Origin of the sequence: Roseateles sp. 22389 (assembly GCF_052044995.1) — a bacterium.
Lineage (GTDB): Bacteria > Pseudomonadota > Gammaproteobacteria > Burkholderiales > Burkholderiaceae_C > Roseateles.
In genome coordinates this window covers 17101-35467 of the sequence record NZ_JBQEOF010000003.1, presented here as the reverse complement: position 1 = coordinate 35467, position 18367 = coordinate 17101, and the positions used below count along the sequence as shown (strand labels likewise).

At 66.9% G+C, this 18367-nt stretch carries 13 protein-coding genes and 1 pseudogene; 1 reads left to right on the top strand and 13 read right to left on the bottom strand.

Annotated features, from left to right (window positions below):
* Positions 1–119: 119 nt before the first annotated feature.
* The 10 genes from ACTJKJ_RS05160 to ACTJKJ_RS05115 form a co-directional block, all read right to left on the bottom strand.
* Positions 120–383, bottom strand: coding sequence for a putative signal transducing protein (locus ACTJKJ_RS05160; protein ID WP_343602681.1), 264 nt, complete (start codon positions 381–383; stop codon positions 120–122).
* Between the two features lie 84 nt (positions 384–467).
* The gene (locus ACTJKJ_RS05155) at positions 468–2018 is read right to left on the bottom strand and encodes a tryptophan halogenase family protein (RefSeq protein WP_440819780.1); all 1551 of its coding nucleotides are present in this window, start codon (positions 2016–2018) and stop codon (positions 468–470) included.
* Between the two features lie 71 nt (positions 2019–2089).
* Positions 2090–3118, bottom strand: a complete 1029-nt coding sequence (locus ACTJKJ_RS05150) for a cupin-like domain-containing protein (protein WP_440819779.1) — start codon at positions 3116–3118, stop codon at positions 2090–2092.
* A 22-nt stretch (positions 3119–3140) separates the two neighbouring features.
* Positions 3141–6167: a TonB-dependent receptor gene (locus ACTJKJ_RS05145; protein ID WP_440819778.1), complete on the bottom strand. Its 3027-nt coding sequence runs from the start codon at positions 6165–6167 to the stop codon at positions 3141–3143.
* 312 nt (positions 6168–6479) lie between these two features.
* Positions 6480–7568: an ABC transporter ATP-binding protein gene (locus tag ACTJKJ_RS05140; RefSeq protein WP_440819777.1), complete on the bottom strand. Its 1089-nt coding sequence runs from the start codon at positions 7566–7568 to the stop codon at positions 6480–6482.
* A gap of 14 nt (positions 7569–7582) precedes the next feature.
* Positions 7583–8941 (bottom strand): GH1 family beta-glucosidase, encoded by a 1359-nt coding sequence (locus ACTJKJ_RS05135; protein WP_440819776.1) that lies wholly within the window; start codon positions 8939–8941, stop codon positions 7583–7585.
* 77 nt (positions 8942–9018) lie between these two features.
* On the bottom strand, positions 9019–9879 hold the full coding sequence (locus ACTJKJ_RS05130; RefSeq protein WP_440819775.1) for a carbohydrate ABC transporter permease: 861 nt from the start codon (positions 9877–9879) through the stop codon (positions 9019–9021).
* A gap of 24 nt (positions 9880–9903) precedes the next feature.
* Positions 9904–10839 (bottom strand): carbohydrate ABC transporter permease, encoded by a 936-nt coding sequence (locus ACTJKJ_RS05125; RefSeq protein ID WP_147240402.1) that lies wholly within the window; start codon positions 10837–10839, stop codon positions 9904–9906.
* Between the two features lie 15 nt (positions 10840–10854).
* Entirely contained in the window at positions 10855–12168 is a 1314-nt protein-coding gene (locus ACTJKJ_RS05120) for an ABC transporter substrate-binding protein (RefSeq protein ID WP_297385370.1), read from the bottom strand.
* Positions 12169–12376: 208 nt separating this feature from the next.
* Complete coding sequence (locus ACTJKJ_RS05115; protein WP_297385368.1) at positions 12377–13399, bottom strand: LacI family DNA-binding transcriptional regulator; 1023 nt, start codon at positions 13397–13399, stop codon at positions 12377–12379.
* Positions 13400–13574: 175 nt separating this feature from the next.
* Here ACTJKJ_RS05115 and ACTJKJ_RS05110 point away from each other — a divergent pair.
* Positions 13575–13754 (top strand): annotated as a pseudogene (locus ACTJKJ_RS05110) (IS5/IS1182 family transposase); the annotation flags it as partial.
* A 318-nt stretch (positions 13755–14072) separates the two neighbouring features.
* Here the strand turns inward: ACTJKJ_RS05110 and ACTJKJ_RS05105 are convergent.
* From ACTJKJ_RS05105 to ACTJKJ_RS05095, 3 genes are all read right to left on the bottom strand, one after another.
* On the bottom strand, positions 14073–14570 hold the full coding sequence (locus ACTJKJ_RS05105; RefSeq protein WP_297385366.1) for a hypothetical protein: 498 nt from the start codon (positions 14568–14570) through the stop codon (positions 14073–14075).
* Between the two features lie 134 nt (positions 14571–14704).
* Positions 14705–14914: a hypothetical protein gene (locus tag ACTJKJ_RS05100; RefSeq protein WP_297385364.1), complete on the bottom strand. Its 210-nt coding sequence runs from the start codon at positions 14912–14914 to the stop codon at positions 14705–14707.
* Between the two features lie 5 nt (positions 14915–14919).
* Positions 14920–18342 carry an RHS repeat domain-containing protein gene (locus tag ACTJKJ_RS05095; RefSeq protein WP_297385362.1) on the bottom strand — a complete coding sequence of 1141 codons (3423 nt, stop codon included), beginning with the start codon at positions 18340–18342 and terminating at the stop codon, positions 14920–14922.
* Between the last annotated feature and the right edge of the window lie 25 nt (positions 18343–18367).

The following is an 18367-nucleotide window of genomic DNA, read 5'->3' as shown; positions in this document are numbered from 1 at the left end:
TTCCTTTGAAGCACGAATTGCGATGTGCTCACTGTAGGAATTCGCCGCACGCCGATAAACCAGCGACTCGCACAATCACTGTTTGGGGTCGCCAAACAGTGAGAGGAAACGGCCGCCGGCTACTCCTCCAACCGGAACGCCCCCGCCTCGAAATCGGCGATCGTCGCGCGCGCGGCGGCGAGCTGCGAGCCCGGCACCAGCACGCGCACGCCGCCGACGGCCGGCGAGAGCAGCGAGTAGTTCTGCACCATGTGCTCGTCCGCCAGGTGCGGCGTGAGCGCGGCGGACCGGAGCACGCCCATCAGCAGGTGGGCCTCGATGGGCGAGTCGCGCGTGGCGACACAGACGAAGTCATCGGAGCTGGCGTCGGCGCGGTCGGGCATGGGTCCTCCTGGGTTCCTCCCAAGGGCCGCAGCTTAGACCGCTTCCCGCGTGGGCGCATCCGTCGTCCGGAGCGCGCCGCGCGCTCAGGCCGTCACCGGCGCCTGCGGCACCTGCGGCATCTGCCACTGCGTCCCCGGCGCATAACGCGCGATGTACTGCTGATGCCCCGGCATCTGCTGCACCGTCTGGTCGATGCGCGCCTTGATCCCGCCCAGGAAGCCGGCCAGCTCGCGGTCGCTCATCAGGTCGGCCGTCGGGTGATGCTGCTCGGGCATCAGGCCCTGGCCCAGCATCACCTGGATCCACGAGTTCTCGGTGAACAGCTCATTCGGCCCGCGGCACACCCGGCCGCTCTCGCGGAACAGGTCCAGCCGGTGCTGCAGCGACGCCGGCACCGACATCTCGCGCAGGTCGCGCCACATCGGCGAATCGGTCCGCTGCTGCAGGTGGTAATGCAGCACGATGAAGTCGCGGATGTGCTGCAGCTCATGCCGCATCTGGGCGTTGTACTCGTCGACGTCGGACTGCCGGATCCCGTCCTTCGGGAACATCTGCAGCAGCCGGATCGCGCTGCGCTGGATCAGGTGGATGCTGGTGGACTCCAGCGGCTCCAGGAAGCCGCTGGCCAGGCCCACGGCGACGCAGTTGCGCTGCCACACCACGTCGCGCTGGCCCGGCTTGAAGCGGATCACGCGATGCGGCGTCAGCACCTCGCCCTCGATGTTTCCCAGCAGCGCCGCGCGCGCGGTCTCGTCGTCGGTGTAGCGGCTGCTGAAGACCACGCCGTTGCCGACGCGGTGCTGCAGCGGGATCTGCCACTGCCAGCCCCAGGGATGCGCGATCGCGCGCGTGTAAGGCACCGCGTCCCGCACCGACGCGGTCTGCAGCGCGATCGCGCTGTCGCAGGGCAGCCAGTGCGACCAGTCCTGGTAGCCGACGCCCAGCGTCTGCCCCAGCAGCACCGAGCGCATGCCGGTGCAGTCGATGAAGAGATCCCCTTCGACCTCGGACCCATCCTGCAGCTTCAGCGCGCGCAGGTCGCCATCGGGCCGCAGCAGCACCTCGGCGATACGGCCCTCGATGCGGCGCACGCCGAAACCCTCGCTGAAGCGGCGCAGGAAGGCGCCATACAGCGACGCGTCCAGATGGAACGCGTAGTTGATGCCGTCGCCCGGCAGATGCGCGAACCGGTGCTGCTGCGCCGCGCGCAGCTCGAGGCAGTAGTCGCCGTAGTCCGACGCCATGCCGCGCTCGCGGCCCTTCATCCAGAAGTGCTGGAAGCCGGCGGTCCAGTGGTCGATGCCGGTGCTGCCGAACGCGTGGATGTAGCGCGTGTCGGGGTCGCGCCAGCCCTCGAACTGGATGCCCAGCTTGATGGTGGCCTGCGTCGCGGCCATGAACTCCCGCTCATCCAGTCCGAGCAACTGGTGGAAGGTCAGCATCGTCGGGATCGTCGCCTCGCCGACACCGACCGTGCCGATCTCGTCCGACTCGACCAGCCGGATGTCCAGCTGCTTGCCCAGGTGCTTGGCGATGCAGGCGGCCATCATCCAGCCGGCCGTGCCGCCGCCGGCGATGACGACGCGTCGCACCGGCGAGCGGGGAACGGACGGGGTGGGGGGCGTGAAGCTCATGGCGTCTCCTCCATGTCGTGGGTCGGGCGGCTTCCGGCGCGACGATGCGGGCGTCCGCAAGGACGCGTCGCTCAACGCTGCCGGAGCCGCTGGATCAGGTGGGCGCGCAGATGGCCGGCGCCCTCGGCGGTGATCGGGGCCAGCGCATGGCGGGCATGCGCGGGGATGTGGGCCGAGGTCTGGCCGTCGGCATTGAACACGTAATGGTCGAAGATCCCCTGCCAGGCGCGGCGTTGCGGCGCCGGCAGATCGCGCAGCGACAGCAGCGCCAGCATCAGCGCGAAGACCGGCGGATCCATGTGGGCCGGCGACTGCCGCCACCAGTAATTGACCAGCACGTTGAACGCGTCCAGCGCCTCCACCTGGTGCCACCACATGCTGGGGATGTAGAGCGCGTCGCCCGGCTCGAGCTCGGCGACCTGCGCGTGCTCGAGCGCCGTCGCGAAGCGCGGGAAGCGCTCGAAGTCCGGCTGCTTCAGGTCGACCAGGCTGACCGGCTGGCCGGCCGGCGTGAAGTCGATCGGCCCGACATACAGGTTGGGCAACTGCTCCGGCGGGAACAGCGTGAAGCGGCGATGGCCGGCCGCCACGCAGGCGATGTTGTCGGGCAGGTCGTAGTGCGGCGCGATGCGGCTGCGATTGCCCAGCCAGATGCTGGCCAGCGCCTCCGGCGCCGCCGTGCCGCCGGTCGCCAGCGAGGCCAGGTCCAGGTCGTTGTGCGCGCGGAAGCCGGGCAGGCATTCGTCGACCGTCGTCGAGCCGACGTAGTAGCAGGGCGGACGCTCGACGTCGGCGAGCTGGAGCAGCTCCTCCATCAGCGCCGGCAGCGGCGCGTCGGCCCGGCCGAAGTTCATGCCGGTGAGGTCGTCGTTGTAGAAGATGCGGCCGTCGATCTCCGGCGGGCCGGTCATGATCGCCACCGGCGCGCCGCGCCAGCAGCCCTGCAGGTAGTCGACCGCGGCGCGGTCGGAGCGCCGCGCCTCCCGCACCATCGGCCAATGCGACACGAGGCCGCGCAGCACCACCGGCTGCGCGGCCTCGATCAAGTGGGAAGGAAGCCGACCCGGCACCAGGTCGTGGAGTTCTCGGATCGGCTTCATGCGGGCATCGCCCCCGGCGGGGTCAGAACTTGTAGCGGAGGCCCAGCATATAGCGGCGTCCCGTCTGCGTGACCGCGTACACCTCCTCCTTGGTCCGGCCATGCTGGCGCAGGACCGAATCGCCGAGGTTGATGACTTCGGCCTGCAGGCTCAGGCGTTCGCTGAAGTTGTAGCCCAGGCTGACGTCCACCTGCGAGTAGGGCTCGGTGAAGATCGGCGCCGAGCGGCCCAGCGTGTTGCCGTCGTTGACCGCGGCGAGGAACTTGTCGCGCCAGTTGTAGGCCACGCGCACGCTGAACTTCGCGTCCTCGTAGAAGCCCACCAGGTTGGCGGAGTCGCTCAGGCCCACCAGCGCGTACTGCTGCGCGAAGCTCATGTTGTCGTACTTGAGCCCCGACTTCACCTTGGTGTAGTTGGCCGCGACGCCGAAGCCCGAGTTCCCGAACGCATGCTGCACGTTCAGCTCGAAGCCCTTGAGGCTGTTGGACTGCGTGTTGGCCGGCACCGTGATCTGGAAGTTGGCGACCGGGTCGCCGGGCTGGCCGGCGATCGTGCCCAGCGCATTGCCGTTGGTGTCGAAGCCGGTCCGGGTCACGCCCTGCTGGCCGTTGTAGTTGTTGAGGATGTAGTTCCGGATGCAGGTCAGATCGGTGCCGCAGGCGCCGGTGGTCGAGGCCTCGTTGTAGAGCTTCCCGCCGATCGGCGTGTTCAGGTTGAACGGGGTCGCGTTCTCCAGCGTCGAGCCGATGTAGTTCGAGATGTTCTTGCGGAAGAAGCCCGCCGCCACGTAGCTCGACTTGGCGTAATAGAACTCCAGCGACAGGTCGAAGTTCTTGGCCTTCAGCGGCTTCAAGCCGGGGTTGCCCTGCGAGCCGGTGCCGCCGTTGACCCGCGCCAGGTCGTTGAGCGTCTGCCCGCCCTGGATCGCGTCCCAGCCGGGGCGGCCGATCGTCGTGCCATAGCTGGCGCGCAGCTTGAGCTTGTCGGTCAGGTCGGCGTCCCAGTCGATGCTCGGCAGCCAGTAGCTGTACTTGCCGTCCAGCGTGGTGAAGCCGGGATCGCCCTTGAGCACCGTCAGCTCGTTGTTGGAGCCCCAGGTGATGCCGGTGGCGATCGGCACCAGCGCGCTGGAGCTCACCTTGGTGCGCTCATAACGCATGCCCAGCGTGGCGCTCATCGGCACGCCCAGTTCCCATTCGCGGGTGTACTCGGCGTAGGCGCTGCTGGACTTCTCCGTCGTGCGGCGGTCGGTCGAGAACACCGGCGAGGCCTGGTACTTCGACGGGTCGCTCCAGGCCTTGGCGGCCAGGTCGCGCACGGTGGCGAAGTCGAAGGTGTAGAACTGGGTGAACAGGCGCGGATCGCCGACGCCGCCGATCTTGCCGAAGAAGTCGCGCAGGTTCTGCGGCAGCCAGACGGTGTCCGGATAGTCGGCCGGATTGGTCGCGCCGCCCCAGGTGTCGAGCTGGACATTCGAATAGGCCGAGCGGTTCTTCACCTTGGTCAGGCCGACGCCGAAGTCCAGCTTGGACTCGTCGCTGAGCTGGTAGCTGCCGCGCAGCTGCTGCTGGTCGACTTCCGACTTCATGTAGCTGTTGCGGAAGGACGAGCCGGTGACCAGCTGCCGGGAGGCGTCGCGCGTGGTCGTGGGCATGATCAGCACCGGCAGCTCGTTGCTGAAGTCCACGCTGGTCTGGCCGCGGTTGAAGCTGGCCGTGCCGATCACGTTGTTGCTGCCCCAGGGGCTGTCCGCGCCCGAGGTCGCCGTCGAGCGGTGGGCGTCGAACTCGACGCGCAGCCGGTCGGTGGCCTTCCAGTCGGCATTGAAGCCCAGGGACTTGTTGTCGTTCTTGGTCGCGAAGTTGGCGCCGCCCATCGACAGGTCGGCATTGCCGGCCGCGATCAGCTCGGTGTAGTTCAGCGGCGCCGCGACCGGGCCGCTGGTCCACGAGCTCGACGACGGGCCGAAGCTGAACCAGGCCGACAGGTCGTTGCGGCGCGTGTGCACCTTGTTCTGCGACAGCGTGTAGTCCAGCGTCGTCGTCAGCGACTTCGTCGGCGCGAACTGGAAGGTCACCTGGCCGTTCGTCCGCTCGCGGCTGACGCCGTTCATGTTGTAGTTGACGTTCTGCGGCAGCGAGTAGACGTCGCTGGCGCCCGGACGGTTGGTGATGCGGTCCGCGCCCGGCTGGCCCGGCAGCGGGATCGCGCCGTTGCCGACCTCGTCGCCCTTGAACGGCAGCCAGCCGTTGGGCACGCCGGCGCTGTTGTAGCCCAGGTCGCGCTTCTGGTAGCTGCCCGAGACGGCCACGCCGAACACGCCCTCGCCGAAGGTGGTGCTGTAGATGCCGGAGACCTCCGGCGTCACGCTGTCGCCCTTGAGGTTGTCGGGCAGGCGCGAGTTGCCGCCGTCATGCACCGCCTTGACGCCGATGCTGGCGATGGTCTTCTTCGTGTCCAGCGGGCGCGCGGTCTTGATGTTGATCGTCGCGCCGATGCCGCCGGTGGGCGAGCTGGCGCGGCTGGTCTTGTAGACCTCCAGCGCGGCGATCGATTCGGACGCCAGGTTGGCGAAGTCGAAGGCGCGCGAGTTGGACGCGGAGGTGTCCGCGATCGACGAGGCCGGCATCTGGCGGCCGTTGAGCAGCACCAGGTTGAAGTCGGGGCCGACGCCGCGCACGGTGACCTTGGAGCCTTCGCCCATCGAGCGGTCGATCGACACGCCCGAGATGCGCTGCATCGACTCGGCCAGGTTGGTGTCGGGGAACTTGCCGATGTCCTCGGCGACGATGCCGTCGACCACGCCGCGCTGCTGGCGCTTGAGGTTCAGCGAGGTGTCCAGCGACTGCCGGATGCCGGTCACGACGACGGTGTCGATCTGCGCGTCGGCCGTCTTGCGCTGGGCCTCGGACGCGGCCGCCTCGGGGGCCGCGGGCGCCTGCTGGGCATGCGCCGCGGCGGCCAGGAACAGCATCGCGCAGGCCGCCGCCACCGGTTGGGGTTGCGGTCCGCGGCCCTGCCGCTGTCGGGTGGGGTGGACGTGTTTCATGTGTCTCCTTGTTGTCTCTCAGTCTTGGCCATGACCCACGTGCGACGGCGGGCCCGAGGGATGCAGGGCAAGCTGGATCCGGATCTCGTCGGGGCACGGCTTCGTTGGCCGTCGCCCCGTCTGTCCTTCGCTGCCAGGACGCTCCTTCCCTCGCCCCGGAGGGCGCGTGGCGGATCATCTTGAAAGCGCTTTCAGAATTTAACTGCTTCGGCTCCGGGTCCTCTACTGACTTTCCCTAGCGAGGGGTCCGCGCCACACCGGGCGCGGGGGTACTGCGAAGTGGGGCCGCCGCGGCGNGGTGGTGTGGCGCTTTCAGGCCGCCACGGGGACGGCGGGGCGCGCGTCCAGCGCGCGGGACTCGGCGTCGAAAGCCAGCGCGTGCCCGGTGCTAGCGACCAGGCGGACGCTGTCGCCGTCGTGCAGCGCGGCCGCGCCGGCGGGCAGCTTGGCGGTGAGCAGCTCGGGGATGCCGTCCACGCGCAGGTGCAGGATGGACACGTCGCCCAGGTGCTCCGCCAGCACGACGGTCGCCGGCACCGCAGCCTCATCGTGGCCGGCGGCGAGCTGCAGGTGCTCGGGCCGCAGGCCCAGGCGGGCCGCCGCCGGACGCGCGGCGCCGCCGAGCGCGTCCCACAGCCGCCGCGCCGCGCCGGGCGCGTGCGCGGCCGGTCGTTCGATGAAGTTGATCCGCGGCGCGCCGAGGAAGCCCGCGACGAAGGCATTGGCCGGATGGCGGTAGAGGTCCATCGGCGCGCCGAGCTGCTCGATGCGGCCCTTGTTGAACACCGCGATGCGGTCGCCCATCGTCATCGCCTCGACCTGGTCATGGGTGACGTAGATCATGGTCGTGCCCAGCTGCTGATGCAGCCGCGTGAGCTCGATGCGCATGTCCACGCGCAGCGCGGCATCCAGGTTGGACAGCGGCTCGTCGAACAGGAAGACCTTGGGCTTGCGCACGATGGCGCGGCCGATGGCCACGCGCTGGCGCTGGCCGCCGGACAACTGCCTGGGCGTGCGCTGCAGCAGGTCGGAGATGCGCAGCACCTCGGCGGCGCGGCGCACCTGCTCGTCGCGCTCGGCACGGCCGACGCCGGCCATCTTCAGCGCGAAGCCCATGTTCTCGGCCACCGTCATGTGCGGGTAGAGCGCGTAGCTCTGGAACACCATGGCCGCGCCACGGTCGGCGGGACGCAGGTCGTTGGCGCGCCGGCCGTCGATCAGCAGGTCGCCGCCGCTGATCTCCTCCAGGCCCGCGATCATGCGCAGCGTCGTGCTCTTGCCGCAGCCCGACGGCCCGACGAAGACCATGAACTCGCCGTCCCGCACGTCCAGGTCGATGCCCTGGATCACCTCGTGATCGCCGTAGCGCTTGCGGATGCCGCGCAGCGTGACTTGTCCCATGACGGTGCTCCCGATCAAACCTGGCGCGCCGCGCGCCGAGCCAATACGAAGTCGCGGTAGGCGAGCGCGCTGTCCTTGGGCGTGCGCCGCTGCGTCGCGTAATCCACATGCACGATGCCGAAGCGCTTCTCGTAGCCCGAGGCCCACTCGAAGTTGTCCATCAGGCTCCACACCATGTAGCCGCCCATGGGCACGCCCTGCGCGATCGCGTCGCCGACGGCGGCGATGTGCGTGTCCAGGTAGCGGGTGCGGTCCTCGTCGTGCACGCGGCCGTCGGCGCCCACCGGATCGGGGAAGGCGCCGCCGTTCTCGGTCACGTACAGGCGCTTGGCCGCCGGGTAGTCGCGGTGCACCGAGACCAGCAGGTCGGTCAGGCCCTGCGGGTAGACCTCCCAGCCCATGTCGGTGAGCTCCAGGCCGCCGGTCTTCGGGTCGAAGCTGTTGTCCGCGCTGGCCATGCCGCGCGAGTAGTAGTTGATGCCGACGAAATCGATGGGCACGCGGATGCGGTCCATGTCGCCGGCCTCGACGTACGGCGCGTCATCGCCCAGGTGCTCGATCACGTCCTGGGGATAGTGACCGTTGAACAGCGGGTCCATGTACCAGCGGCGCAGCTTGCCGTCCTCAAGCCGCGCCTTGGCGCGGTCGGCGTCGGAGTCGGTGGCGGGATACATCGGCGCCATGTTCAGCACGATGCCCAGCGAGGCCTTCAGCTGCAACTCGCGCATCGCGGTCACCGCGAGGCCGTGGCTGAGCAGCAGGTGGTGCGAGACCTGCGCGGCCAGGCGGCGGTCCTTGAGGCCGGGTGCGAAGACGCCGGTCTCGTGGCCGAGCTGCGCGACCACCCAGGGCTCGTTGTGCGTGGCGATCGAGACCACCTTGTGGCCCAGCCGCTTCGCGATGCCCACGGCGTACTCGACGAAGCGCTCGACGGTGGCGCGGTTGCCCCAGCCGCCGATGTCCTGCAGCGCCTGCGGCAGGTCCCAGTGGTTCAGCGTCAGATAGGGCTTGAGGCCGCGCGCCAGCAGGCCGTCGACGAGCCGCTCGTAGAAGGCCAGGCCGGCTTCGTTCCACTCGCCGTCGCCGGTGGGGCGCACGCGCGGCCAGGACACCGAGAAGCGATAAGCCTCGACGCCCAGGTCCCGGATCATGTCCAGGTCCTGCTCCCAGCGCGCGTAGTGCTCGCAGGCGACGTCGCCGCTGCTGCCGTCGGCGATCACGCCGGGCTGGCGGCAGAAGCTGTCCCAGATGGACGGGCCCTTGCCGTCGGCGTCATGCGCGCCCTCGATCTGGAAGGCACTGGTGGCCACGCCCCAGACGAAGTCGTCGGGGAAGCGCTTGGCGGAGGCGGTCGGCAGGGTGGAGGATGACATCGGAGCAGGCGTGCTTATGGTTGTTGGAGGGCGGAAGGCGAGAGGCTGAAGGCGCGTGCGATGCGAGGTGTGGCGCGTCACTTCACCGCGCCGACGGTCAGGCCCGAGATGAGCTGCCGCGAGCACAGGACGAAGAGCACGATCAGCGGCAGCGTCGCGATGGCGGAGCCGGCCATCAGCGCCCCCCATTCGGTGTCGACGGGGCTCTGCAGCGAGCGCAGCGCCAGCGGCAGCGTGTACATGTCGGGCGAGCGCATGACGACCAGCGGCCCGATGAAGTTGTTCCAGGACGAGATGAAGGTGATCAGGCCGAGCGTCCCGAGCGCCGGCTTGAGCAGCGGCAGCACGATGCGGGCGTAGATGCCGAGTTCGCCGCAGCCGTCCATACGCGCGGCCTCGACGAGCTCGCGCGGCACGGCCGAGGTGATGAACTGGCGCATCAGGAAGATGCCGAAGGCGCTGGCCGCGCCGGGGATGTAGAGCGCGCGCGGCTGATCGATCCAGCCCAGCAGGTCCATGATCATGAAGCTGGGGATCATGTTCATGAAGCTGGGCAGCAGCATGGTGCCCATGACGAGGCCGAAGAGCGCCTTCTTGAAGCGGAACTCGTACATCGCGAAGGCGTAGCCGCCCATCGAGCAGAACAGCAGCGTCAGGCCGGTGTTGCACAGGCCCACGTAGAGGCTCAGGCCGAGGTTGCGCCAGAAGGGCAGGCGCTGGGTGAGGATGTCGACGTTGTTCAGGAAGTCGTTGCCGAACCACATCGGCGGCGGCAGGCTGAAGATCTCGGTGCGCGAGTGCGTCGCGAAGACGAACATGAAATAGAAGGGCGCCAGCATGATCAGGGCCCCGGCGCCCACCAGCAGGTAGGCGGCCCAGGCGGTCATGCGCGGCGGCTGCGCGGCGCGCGGCGCGGTGGCGTCGAGGGAGGCAGGCATCGTGGTGCTCATGGCGCGGCGTCCTCAGTCGTCCTTGCGCCGGAAGGCGCGGTTCGTCAGCCACGTCAGCGCGGCCACGATGAAGAACAGCAGCCAGGACATCGCGCTGGCGGCGCCGAAATCGTTGAAGTCGAAGGCGTTGCGGTAGAGGTAGACCGCGGCGCTCATGCCGGCCTGGTCGGAGCCGCCCTTGCCGCCGGTGAGGATGAAGGGTTCCTCGAAGAGCTGCAGGCCGCCGATGACGCTCAGCGTCACGCCGAAGAAGATCATCGGCCGCAGGCTGGGCAGCGTGATGTGGAAGAACTGCTGCACGCGGCTGGCGCCGTCCATGGTCGCGGCCTCGTAGAGATCGGGCGGGATGGTCTGCAGCGCGGCCAGGTAGAGCACGACGTTGAAGCCGACGTAGCGCCAGAAGACGATGGTCGAGATGGCGGGCTTGAGGGCGTCGGGATCGTTGAGCCAGTCCACCGCGGCCTGCGGCATCAGCTGGCCCAGCAGCGGGATCTCGCGCAGCGTGGCGATGGCGAGGTTGATCAGGCCGTAGTCGGTCGAGAACAGCGAGCTGAACAGGATCGCGATCGCGACCGAGGAGGTGATGTAGGGCAGGAAGTAGGCCCCGACCATCGGATTGCGCCAGCGCTTGAAGGCGATGTGCAGGAAGGTGGCGAGCGGGATCGCGACCAGGTGCTGCGGCACGCCGGAGGCGATCGCCAGCCAGGCGGTGTTGCGCATGGACTTCCAGAACCACTCGTCCTGCAGCGCGAAGGCGAAGTTGTCCAGCCCGACCCAGTGCATCGCGCCCAGGCCGCTGGTCGGCTCCCAGCTGTGGAAGGCCAGGTAGAGCGAGAACAGCAGCGGGAACAGCCCGAAGACCACGAACAGCAGCAGGAAGGGCGCCAGCAGCGCGTAGGGCGCGTAGCGGGGTGAGAGGCGCAGGGCCGGCGGGAGTCGGAAGTGCATCGTCGTCGTTCCGTGTCAGCGTCGCGCGCGTTGCTGGAGCAGCCGCTGCGCATCGGCGAGCGCGGTGGCGATGTCCTTGCCGCGGTCCAGGACCTTGTCGAGCTCGGTGTCGATGACCTCGCGGGCGAAGGCGTCCTGCTTGTGGACCGGGAAGGCGCGGATGTGGCTGGCGGCATCGCGCCAGTCGCGGCGGGCGACCTGGCCGCCGAGGAAAGGCAGCGGCTGGTCGTAGAAGGCGTCCTGCTGCGCATCGACCAGCGCGGGGAAGGCGTCCTGCGCCTTGAAGGCCGCGAGCTGCTGCGCGCGGTTCATCGTCATGAAGCGGATGAAGGCGTAGGCCATCGGCTTGCGGGCGGCGTCGCCATGGCGGGCCATCGCGAAGAAGGTGCCGCCGTAGGCGGCGAAGGCGCCCTCGGGCAGCTGCGCCGCGCGCCACTTGCCGCGCGTGCCGGGCGCGAGCCAGGTGTTCAGGTGCCCGGCCAGCCAGGCGCCGGACATCTGCGTGGCGATGCCGCCGCGCTTGAAGCCCTCGGTCCAGTCGGAGGACCAGGCGGTGACCTTGGCGTCGAGCTGCTGGCGGCGCACGGCGCGCGCCAGCTCGAAGGCGCGGACGAAGCGCGGCGAGGTCACCAGCGGCCGCGAGTCCTTGTCGAAGTAGAGGCCCTCGCCCGCTTGCAGGCCGGTGCGGATGAGGATGTCCTTCATGTCGCGCGCATGCGCCATCAGGTAGGCGCCGGTCGAGGCCTTGATCTTCACGCCGGCGGCGACGTAGCCCTCCCAGCTCCGCGTCAGGTCCGCCTCCTTGAGGCCGGCGCGGGCCAGCAGGTCGGCGCGGTAGAGCAGGGTGCCGGGGCCGATGTCGGTGGGGACGGCCAGCACGGCGCCGGCCGGGGTCGTCGCCTGATCGAAGGCGTAGCCGACGAAGCGCGCGCGCTCGCGACCGAGCTCATAGGGCGGACGGGACAGGTCCTCGAGCCCGGTGCCCTGCGCGAATCGGCCCAGGTAGCCGATCTCCAGCGCCATCACGTCCGGCAGGCCCTTCGCGGTCGAGAGCGCCGTCGTCATCGCGGTGTGGTGGTCGTTGAGCTCGCGGCTCACGATCTTCACCTCGACGTCGGGATGCAGTTGCTTCCATGCGGGCAGGGCGGACCGAACGATCTCGTCGATGGCGGGGAACGCGGCGACGGTGAGCGTGGTTGTGGTCGTAGGTGCAGGCGCGGGCGCGGGCGTGGCGGTCGCGCTGGCCGGCTGCGCGGCAACGCCTGACCCCGCCTGGATCAGGGCCAGGGTCAATGTCGCCGTGGATAGCCATCGGGCCCACTGCCGCATGCTTTGTGTCTCCGTCGTGGTGTCGTTATGAAAGCGCTTTCATGGTATCGGTCGTCAGAGCGGGAACGTACCAGGGTTATCGCTAGTGAGTCGGCTTCGCCTCGTCCCTGCCCGCAAGCGGGAGGGCGTAGGAAGGGCATGAGCATGACTCCCTCTCCCGCTTGCGGGAGAGGGCAGGGGTGAGGGCCAGCGTCCTCACGCAGTCCGCTCAGACCGCCCGCGTGGACGATCGAATGATCAACCGCGGCTCCGGAAGCTGCGTCGTCGGCGTCTTGTCGGCCAGCAGCTCCAGCAGCGCCTGCGCCGCGCAGCGTCCGAGCTCGAGGCCGGCCTGGTGGATGGTCGTCAGCGGCGGGATGCAGTGCGCGGCCCCTGCCAGGTCGTCGAAGCCGACGATGGAGATGTCCTCCGGCACCCGCAGCCCGCGGCGGTACAACGCCAGCGAGGCGCCGAAGGCCATCTGGTCGTTGGCCGCGAAGATCGCGGTGAAGGGCTCGCGGCTGTCGATCAGGCGCTCGGCGGCCATCACGCCGCTGTCCTCGTGGAACAGGCCGGGCAGCACCAGTGCCGGCTTGTACTTCACGCCCGCCGCCTCGAGCGCCGCGCGATAGCCCCTCAGTCGCTCCTGCGCGTCGGGGTGGACCGGGTCGCCGGCGATGAACGCGATCTTGCGATGGCCCAGCGACAGCAGATGGTGCGTTGCCAGGCGCGCGCCCTCGAAGTCATTGAAGTTCAGCGCATGCAGGCTGGGCGCCTTCAGGCTGCGGCCGGTCACGACGACCGGCAGCTCCTTGGCCAGCTTGCGCAGCGACTCGTCGCTGAGGCGGCCGGTGAGCACGATGATCCCGTCGACGCGGCGCGAGCGCAGGGTATCGATGCAGCGCTGCTCCTCCTTGGCATTCCAGTGACCGCTGGCGAAGAGCGGCACGAAGCCGGCGGCATCGAGCACTTCCTCGATGCCGCGCAGCGCGACGCCGTAGTAGGGGCTGTCGATCGCCTGCGTGACGACGCCGACGCTGAGCGAGCGCCCGCCGGCCAGCACCCGCGCGATGGGATTGGGGACGAAGCCGAGTTCCGCGATGGCGCGGTCGACGGCGTCCTTCTTTTCCTGGCTGACGACGGCGGTGCCGTTGAGGATGCGCGAGACGGTGCTCGGCGAGACCCCGCTGGCTTCGGCCACCATGCCCAGCGTCACCTTCGATGACGGGCGGGCGGACTTGGAGCTCTTCATGGGCGGGATGGCGTTGTCGTGGGCGCGGGCGAGTTTAAGTGACGGGCGACGGGCGGGAGCGGCGGCGTGATAACTCGGTGGCAAGCGACCAAGCGAGGCATCGGGGGGCGTCCGCATCGACAAATGGGCAGCATCCGCGTGGCGTGATCGAGCGAGGTCGACGACGACCACGACCATGAAGCAGTTCGGATTGGGTCTAAGCCTGTCGACCAAGAAGACGCGCAAGCGCGAGTTCTTGCAGGAAATCGAGCGCGTGGTGCCTTGGCGCGTGCTGGTGCAACTCATCGAGCTGTACTACCGCAAGGCGAGGATGGGTCGTCCGTCGTTCGGCGTCGAGACGATGCTGCGCATTCACCACGGGCCGCGCACTGGGATGGATGAAAAGCCTCTCCCGCGCTCGCGACCGCCGAGGAGATGTCGGCGAAGCCCTTTGATGTCGCCATGGGATCAGCGGACCAAGCAAGCGTGATTCGAGCAGTCTGCAGCGATCGAACGAGCGACGCGACCTCAGCCAATCGGCCATTCGTGTTGAGGCAGAGCTTCCGCAACGCTTTCTCACGAGGCGATTGGCCAGGAGGCAGCCTGCAGATGGCGACCAGTGTCGTCTTCAGGCTTTCGTCAACAACGTTCCTGAGCTGCCCCTTTCCACCTCACAGATGCCCTTTACAAGGCCTCACTCCTGTTCAGTTATACCCCTCAGCCATTGCAGTACCCATGGGTGACTATGCAGCTCGGGCGCCAGGGCAGCCAAGGTGCACATAAACGCCTCCCTCGCTGTCAACAGCATTTCTTCAAGTTCTTCGCCAGGCATCTCTTCGACCGTAGGACTTGGCTGCCAGCGAGTTCGACTCGTACAGGTAGCTAGATACTTTCCATCCGCCGGTTCTAGCGCGATCACTCGTTCGATACCTTGCTCGTAGAAGTCGATCTCTGTCGTCACACCCTCGTGGACAGCGTGAAGTGCTGACGGAAGCTGCTTCAAGAAGACCGGCAGATCGGTCTCTACGTCCACCGGCCAACGTTCCTGGCCAAACCCAGAGACCACAAATTCACTCTGCGCTGCAATTGCGCGGCAAACGTCCATCAAGATGGAACGGATGTCGTCGTCGTTGGGGTCGTACGCACGGATCGCAAAGTCCTGCGCTGACTTGAGGCGTAATTCGATCTGCATATCTACCTTCCTATGGTCCTACGATGGGGTAGGCAGTGTGCAGAGCGTCGCCCCGAGGTACGACCTTAGCCTATTCGGGCTTCACAATCGTACCGTCAGGTTTGATGACTTGGCCAACTACAACTTGTTCAGCCTTACCTCTCTAATGCGTCCATCTCGTCGATCAACGCTCCAACTTCGTTGAGTAACGCAGCTACGCGCTCTCGATCAGCGCCGATGCGGGTCTCGAATTCAAAGATCTTGATCCCATTGCATACCTCATTTAAGGCTGCATTGAGGATCAGTAGTTCTTCTCGGCTAATGCCGACTCGCGATTGCTCGCCAGTTCTGTCAATCACTTTCATAGTCGTCACTTCAAGTTGTCATAGTAAGCGCGGCCGCCAACTGGCTGGAAGGCAGTACCGCCATCAGCCGCTTTAGGATTTCGAATAACAACTGTCCGGCTTGCTTCGTCCCAGTAGGCCGTCCGCCCACCATTCAGCTGTCGAGAAGCCGTCGGATTCGCAACGACGCTTTCGATGTGGCTGGCGAACTGGTCCCGCGTACGAATTCCCAGGCCCCTGAATTCACCTTGCATGATGACATGCTTCTCAAACGCGTGTCCGCCCGCGATCTCTTGCCCTACAAGTTGGGCCTTGAGTCGTGCAGCGTTTGCAAGGCTTTCCGCCCCACTGTTGCTCTTCGCCGCCGCTATAGTCCCCTCATGCCCTGGGTTTCTAGTTCCCAATACCTCCACCACACCCATGGCCAACATAGCGGCCAACATGGGATGCATCTTCCCTGCGGCGACTTGCTGACTCCGCCATTCATTGACATCCGTCTCGACCCGCTCTTCCGGCGTCTCCCACCCGCCCGACGGCTCCAACCCTAGAGGGGTCTGCGCACGCTCCGAGATCAGCGACTCGCGCGCACGCTGCAGGAACGAAACTCCGGCCTTCTGCGCCGCTTCTCTGGCCTTGCGCTCGATCTCGAGTTGCTTGGCCTTTTCCATCATCTCGGCATCGGAGAGCGGCTTGTCCGTCGGCGAACTGGTGCTCGCCGTCGTCAGCTTCAGTCCGTTCGTTCCTCCGCTCCGGTCGAACGCCGGACCGTCGGCCTTCGAGTTGTAGACGACCTGCCAATCGCCGCGTCCCATAGCCGTCAACCCGGCGAAGCCGCTGGGATCCACGAAAGTCAACGCGTTGTTTGAAACATAGGTGTAGCGGTTGAGGTGCTGGGTATCGGACGGATCGGGAATCGTCGGATCCGCGCTGATCATCCGCGAGGTGATGGGGTCGTAGATCCGACCGTTCAGGTGTACGAGCGCCAGATGGTCCAACTGTTCCTGCCCTGTATAGCCAGCATGGTTATGCAGGTTGGACAGGGTGCCGAGCGACGTGTCTATGTCGTCCGACCCATCCGTGTTCCGGCGCCTTCCCCACGGGTCGTAGCTCATGCGCTGGAGTACCACGCGATTCTGATCCAGCACCGCAACGGCGCTGCCGAGGTGATCACCCAGCAGGTAGCGCAAACTACGCGGCCCGGAAGCCGCAGCGTCTACTGTCGTACCGGCAAACCGCTCTTCAAGGTAACCCAGTCCCTCGCCCAGCGGGATGCGGATCGTCGTGACATTCGCGGCGACGTCAACTTCCTTCTCGATCGATCCGGCATAGTGAATCACCCGGCCAGCCGCCTGCGGACTTCCTCCGTTCATCGCGTGCACGCTCTGCCTGACGCGCTGCTGCTCTGTGTCGAAGGTGAACGCTGTCCGCTGGATGGCCACTCCCCCCTGAAGGCGGTCGATCGTCGCGGCTTGGTTGAAACTGGTCCAGCCGTATCGCCGGTCCAGCCCCTCTTCCAAATTGCCGTTCGAGTCGTAGCTGAAAGCAGGGTTGCTCTTGCCTGCGACCAGTCTGGGACTCTCGATGCCACCCAGCGCATGAGGACGAACGCTGCCGGCGCCTGACACAGGGTAGCTGTAGCGCGTTGTGGCATCGTCCTTCGTGCGGAGGTTACCGAGCGAGTCATAGGTATGACTCTTGAAGAGCTGTCCGGCGACTTGGCTGCTGGTGAGCCGATTCAGACTGTCGTAGTCGAAGCCCTCGGACAAGGTGCCTCCCCCTGTAGTGACGAGCTGCGATCTCCCGATGAGATTTCCCAGGCTGTCATAGACATAGCCGTCGTTCTGGATACTGGCGTCCGAGGCGTCGACACCCGCCTGTATTCCTATAAGCCGGCCGGTCCAGGAGTTGTAGCTCTTGCGCCGAATCAGTCCGTTGCCGAGCTGCTCCTGGGTCACCCGGCCCAGAGCATCGACCTGCAAGGCGGTTCTGGCCATGGTGGTCACGCCGCTGCTATCGACCTGGACCCCGGCTGGGTAGCCCTGCGCGTTGTAGACGGTGTTGATCGTTGTGGGTCCCGACGCCGCTCCACCGCCTCTGGCGGTGTGCCAAAAGCGTCCTGCGTAGGGGCGTCCCACGCTGTCGTATAACGACTCTTGTACGTAATCCCAGTCCAACCCAAAGGTGACCCGCGCGATCCGCCCCACCGTGTCGTAGGTATAGACGCGCCGGAAGTCCTTGGCGCCTCCCGCCCACGTGTACGCCTCGGCCAGTTGTCCCTTGCCCATGACCGCCGAGTCGTACTCCCACCGGCTGTCCTGATCCGGCGCCAAGCGTCGCACCATCCGGCCCATGGCGTCGAAACTGAAGATCGTGGTCTGTCCCTTGGCATCCGTCTGGCTGTAGGTCTGCCCCAGCGGGTTCACCAAGTAGTTCCAGGTTCCCAGATCCGGGTCGACCATCCGAGTCTTACGTCCCAGGTTGTCGTAGAAGACTTGGATCTGATTGCCCTTCGGATCGGTGGTTCGCACGAGACCGCCATACCCGTCATAGGCAAAGCTGGTAGTAAAGCCCAGGTCGTCGGTCACCCGCTTGAGCTTACCCAGACCATTGGTCACCTCCACGCGCCTCTGTCCCTTGACATTGATGTGAGTCTGCACCGGCCCGTCATACTGCAACAGACTGGCCTCCTCCTGTCCTGTGGCGTTGGGTGCACGGACCTCCGTGACGCGCCCGAGATCGTCATGCCTCAGCCAAATCCAGATCGGTGTGTCTGATTGGAAGTACGGCTGGGCGACGTGGTCCAGGCGACCTGCAGCGTCAAACACTCGCTGGGTCTGGATGGGCCGCCCGTCATATCCCCAGCTGAGGGTCGCGACCTTGCGCCCCAGGGCATCGGAGAGCGTCTCGGTCGGCACCTTGACCTGCCGCGTGCCGAACCAGTGCTGCTCGACCAGCACACTGGTCGCCTGGTTGAGGCATCCTTCGACGCACTGCCGATAGGCCCAGGTCGTGGACGAGCCGTCGGGACGACGCTCCATGGTCCGCCGTCCCCACCCGTCGTAGGACCACGTGGTGGTCAGCTGGTTGGAGTCCGTCAGGCTGAGCGCGTTGCCGGTCGTCTCGTCAAAGATGCGCGTTTGGCTCAGTTGGCTGGCATTGGTGACCACCAGCGGGAAACGGCGACGCGAGTCGTAACTGCTCGTCTCCACATCCCTCAGGACGTCAGCACCGGTTTGCGGGTCACGAAACTCCAGTTGTTTCAGCGTCACGACTCCGGAGGCCGGATCACGCGAGTAGATCATCGTCAGACGCGTAACACCGACCGCGCCCTCAGGTTCCGTGGTTTCCTTCGTCAACTGGCCGAAGCTGTCGTACTCGAAGCTTGTTTTGCGCGTCACCGATTGCGCGCCAGCGACACACGGCATCGCCACGGCAAGCGCCAATAGCATAGTTCTCATAATTCCTCCCGTTCCC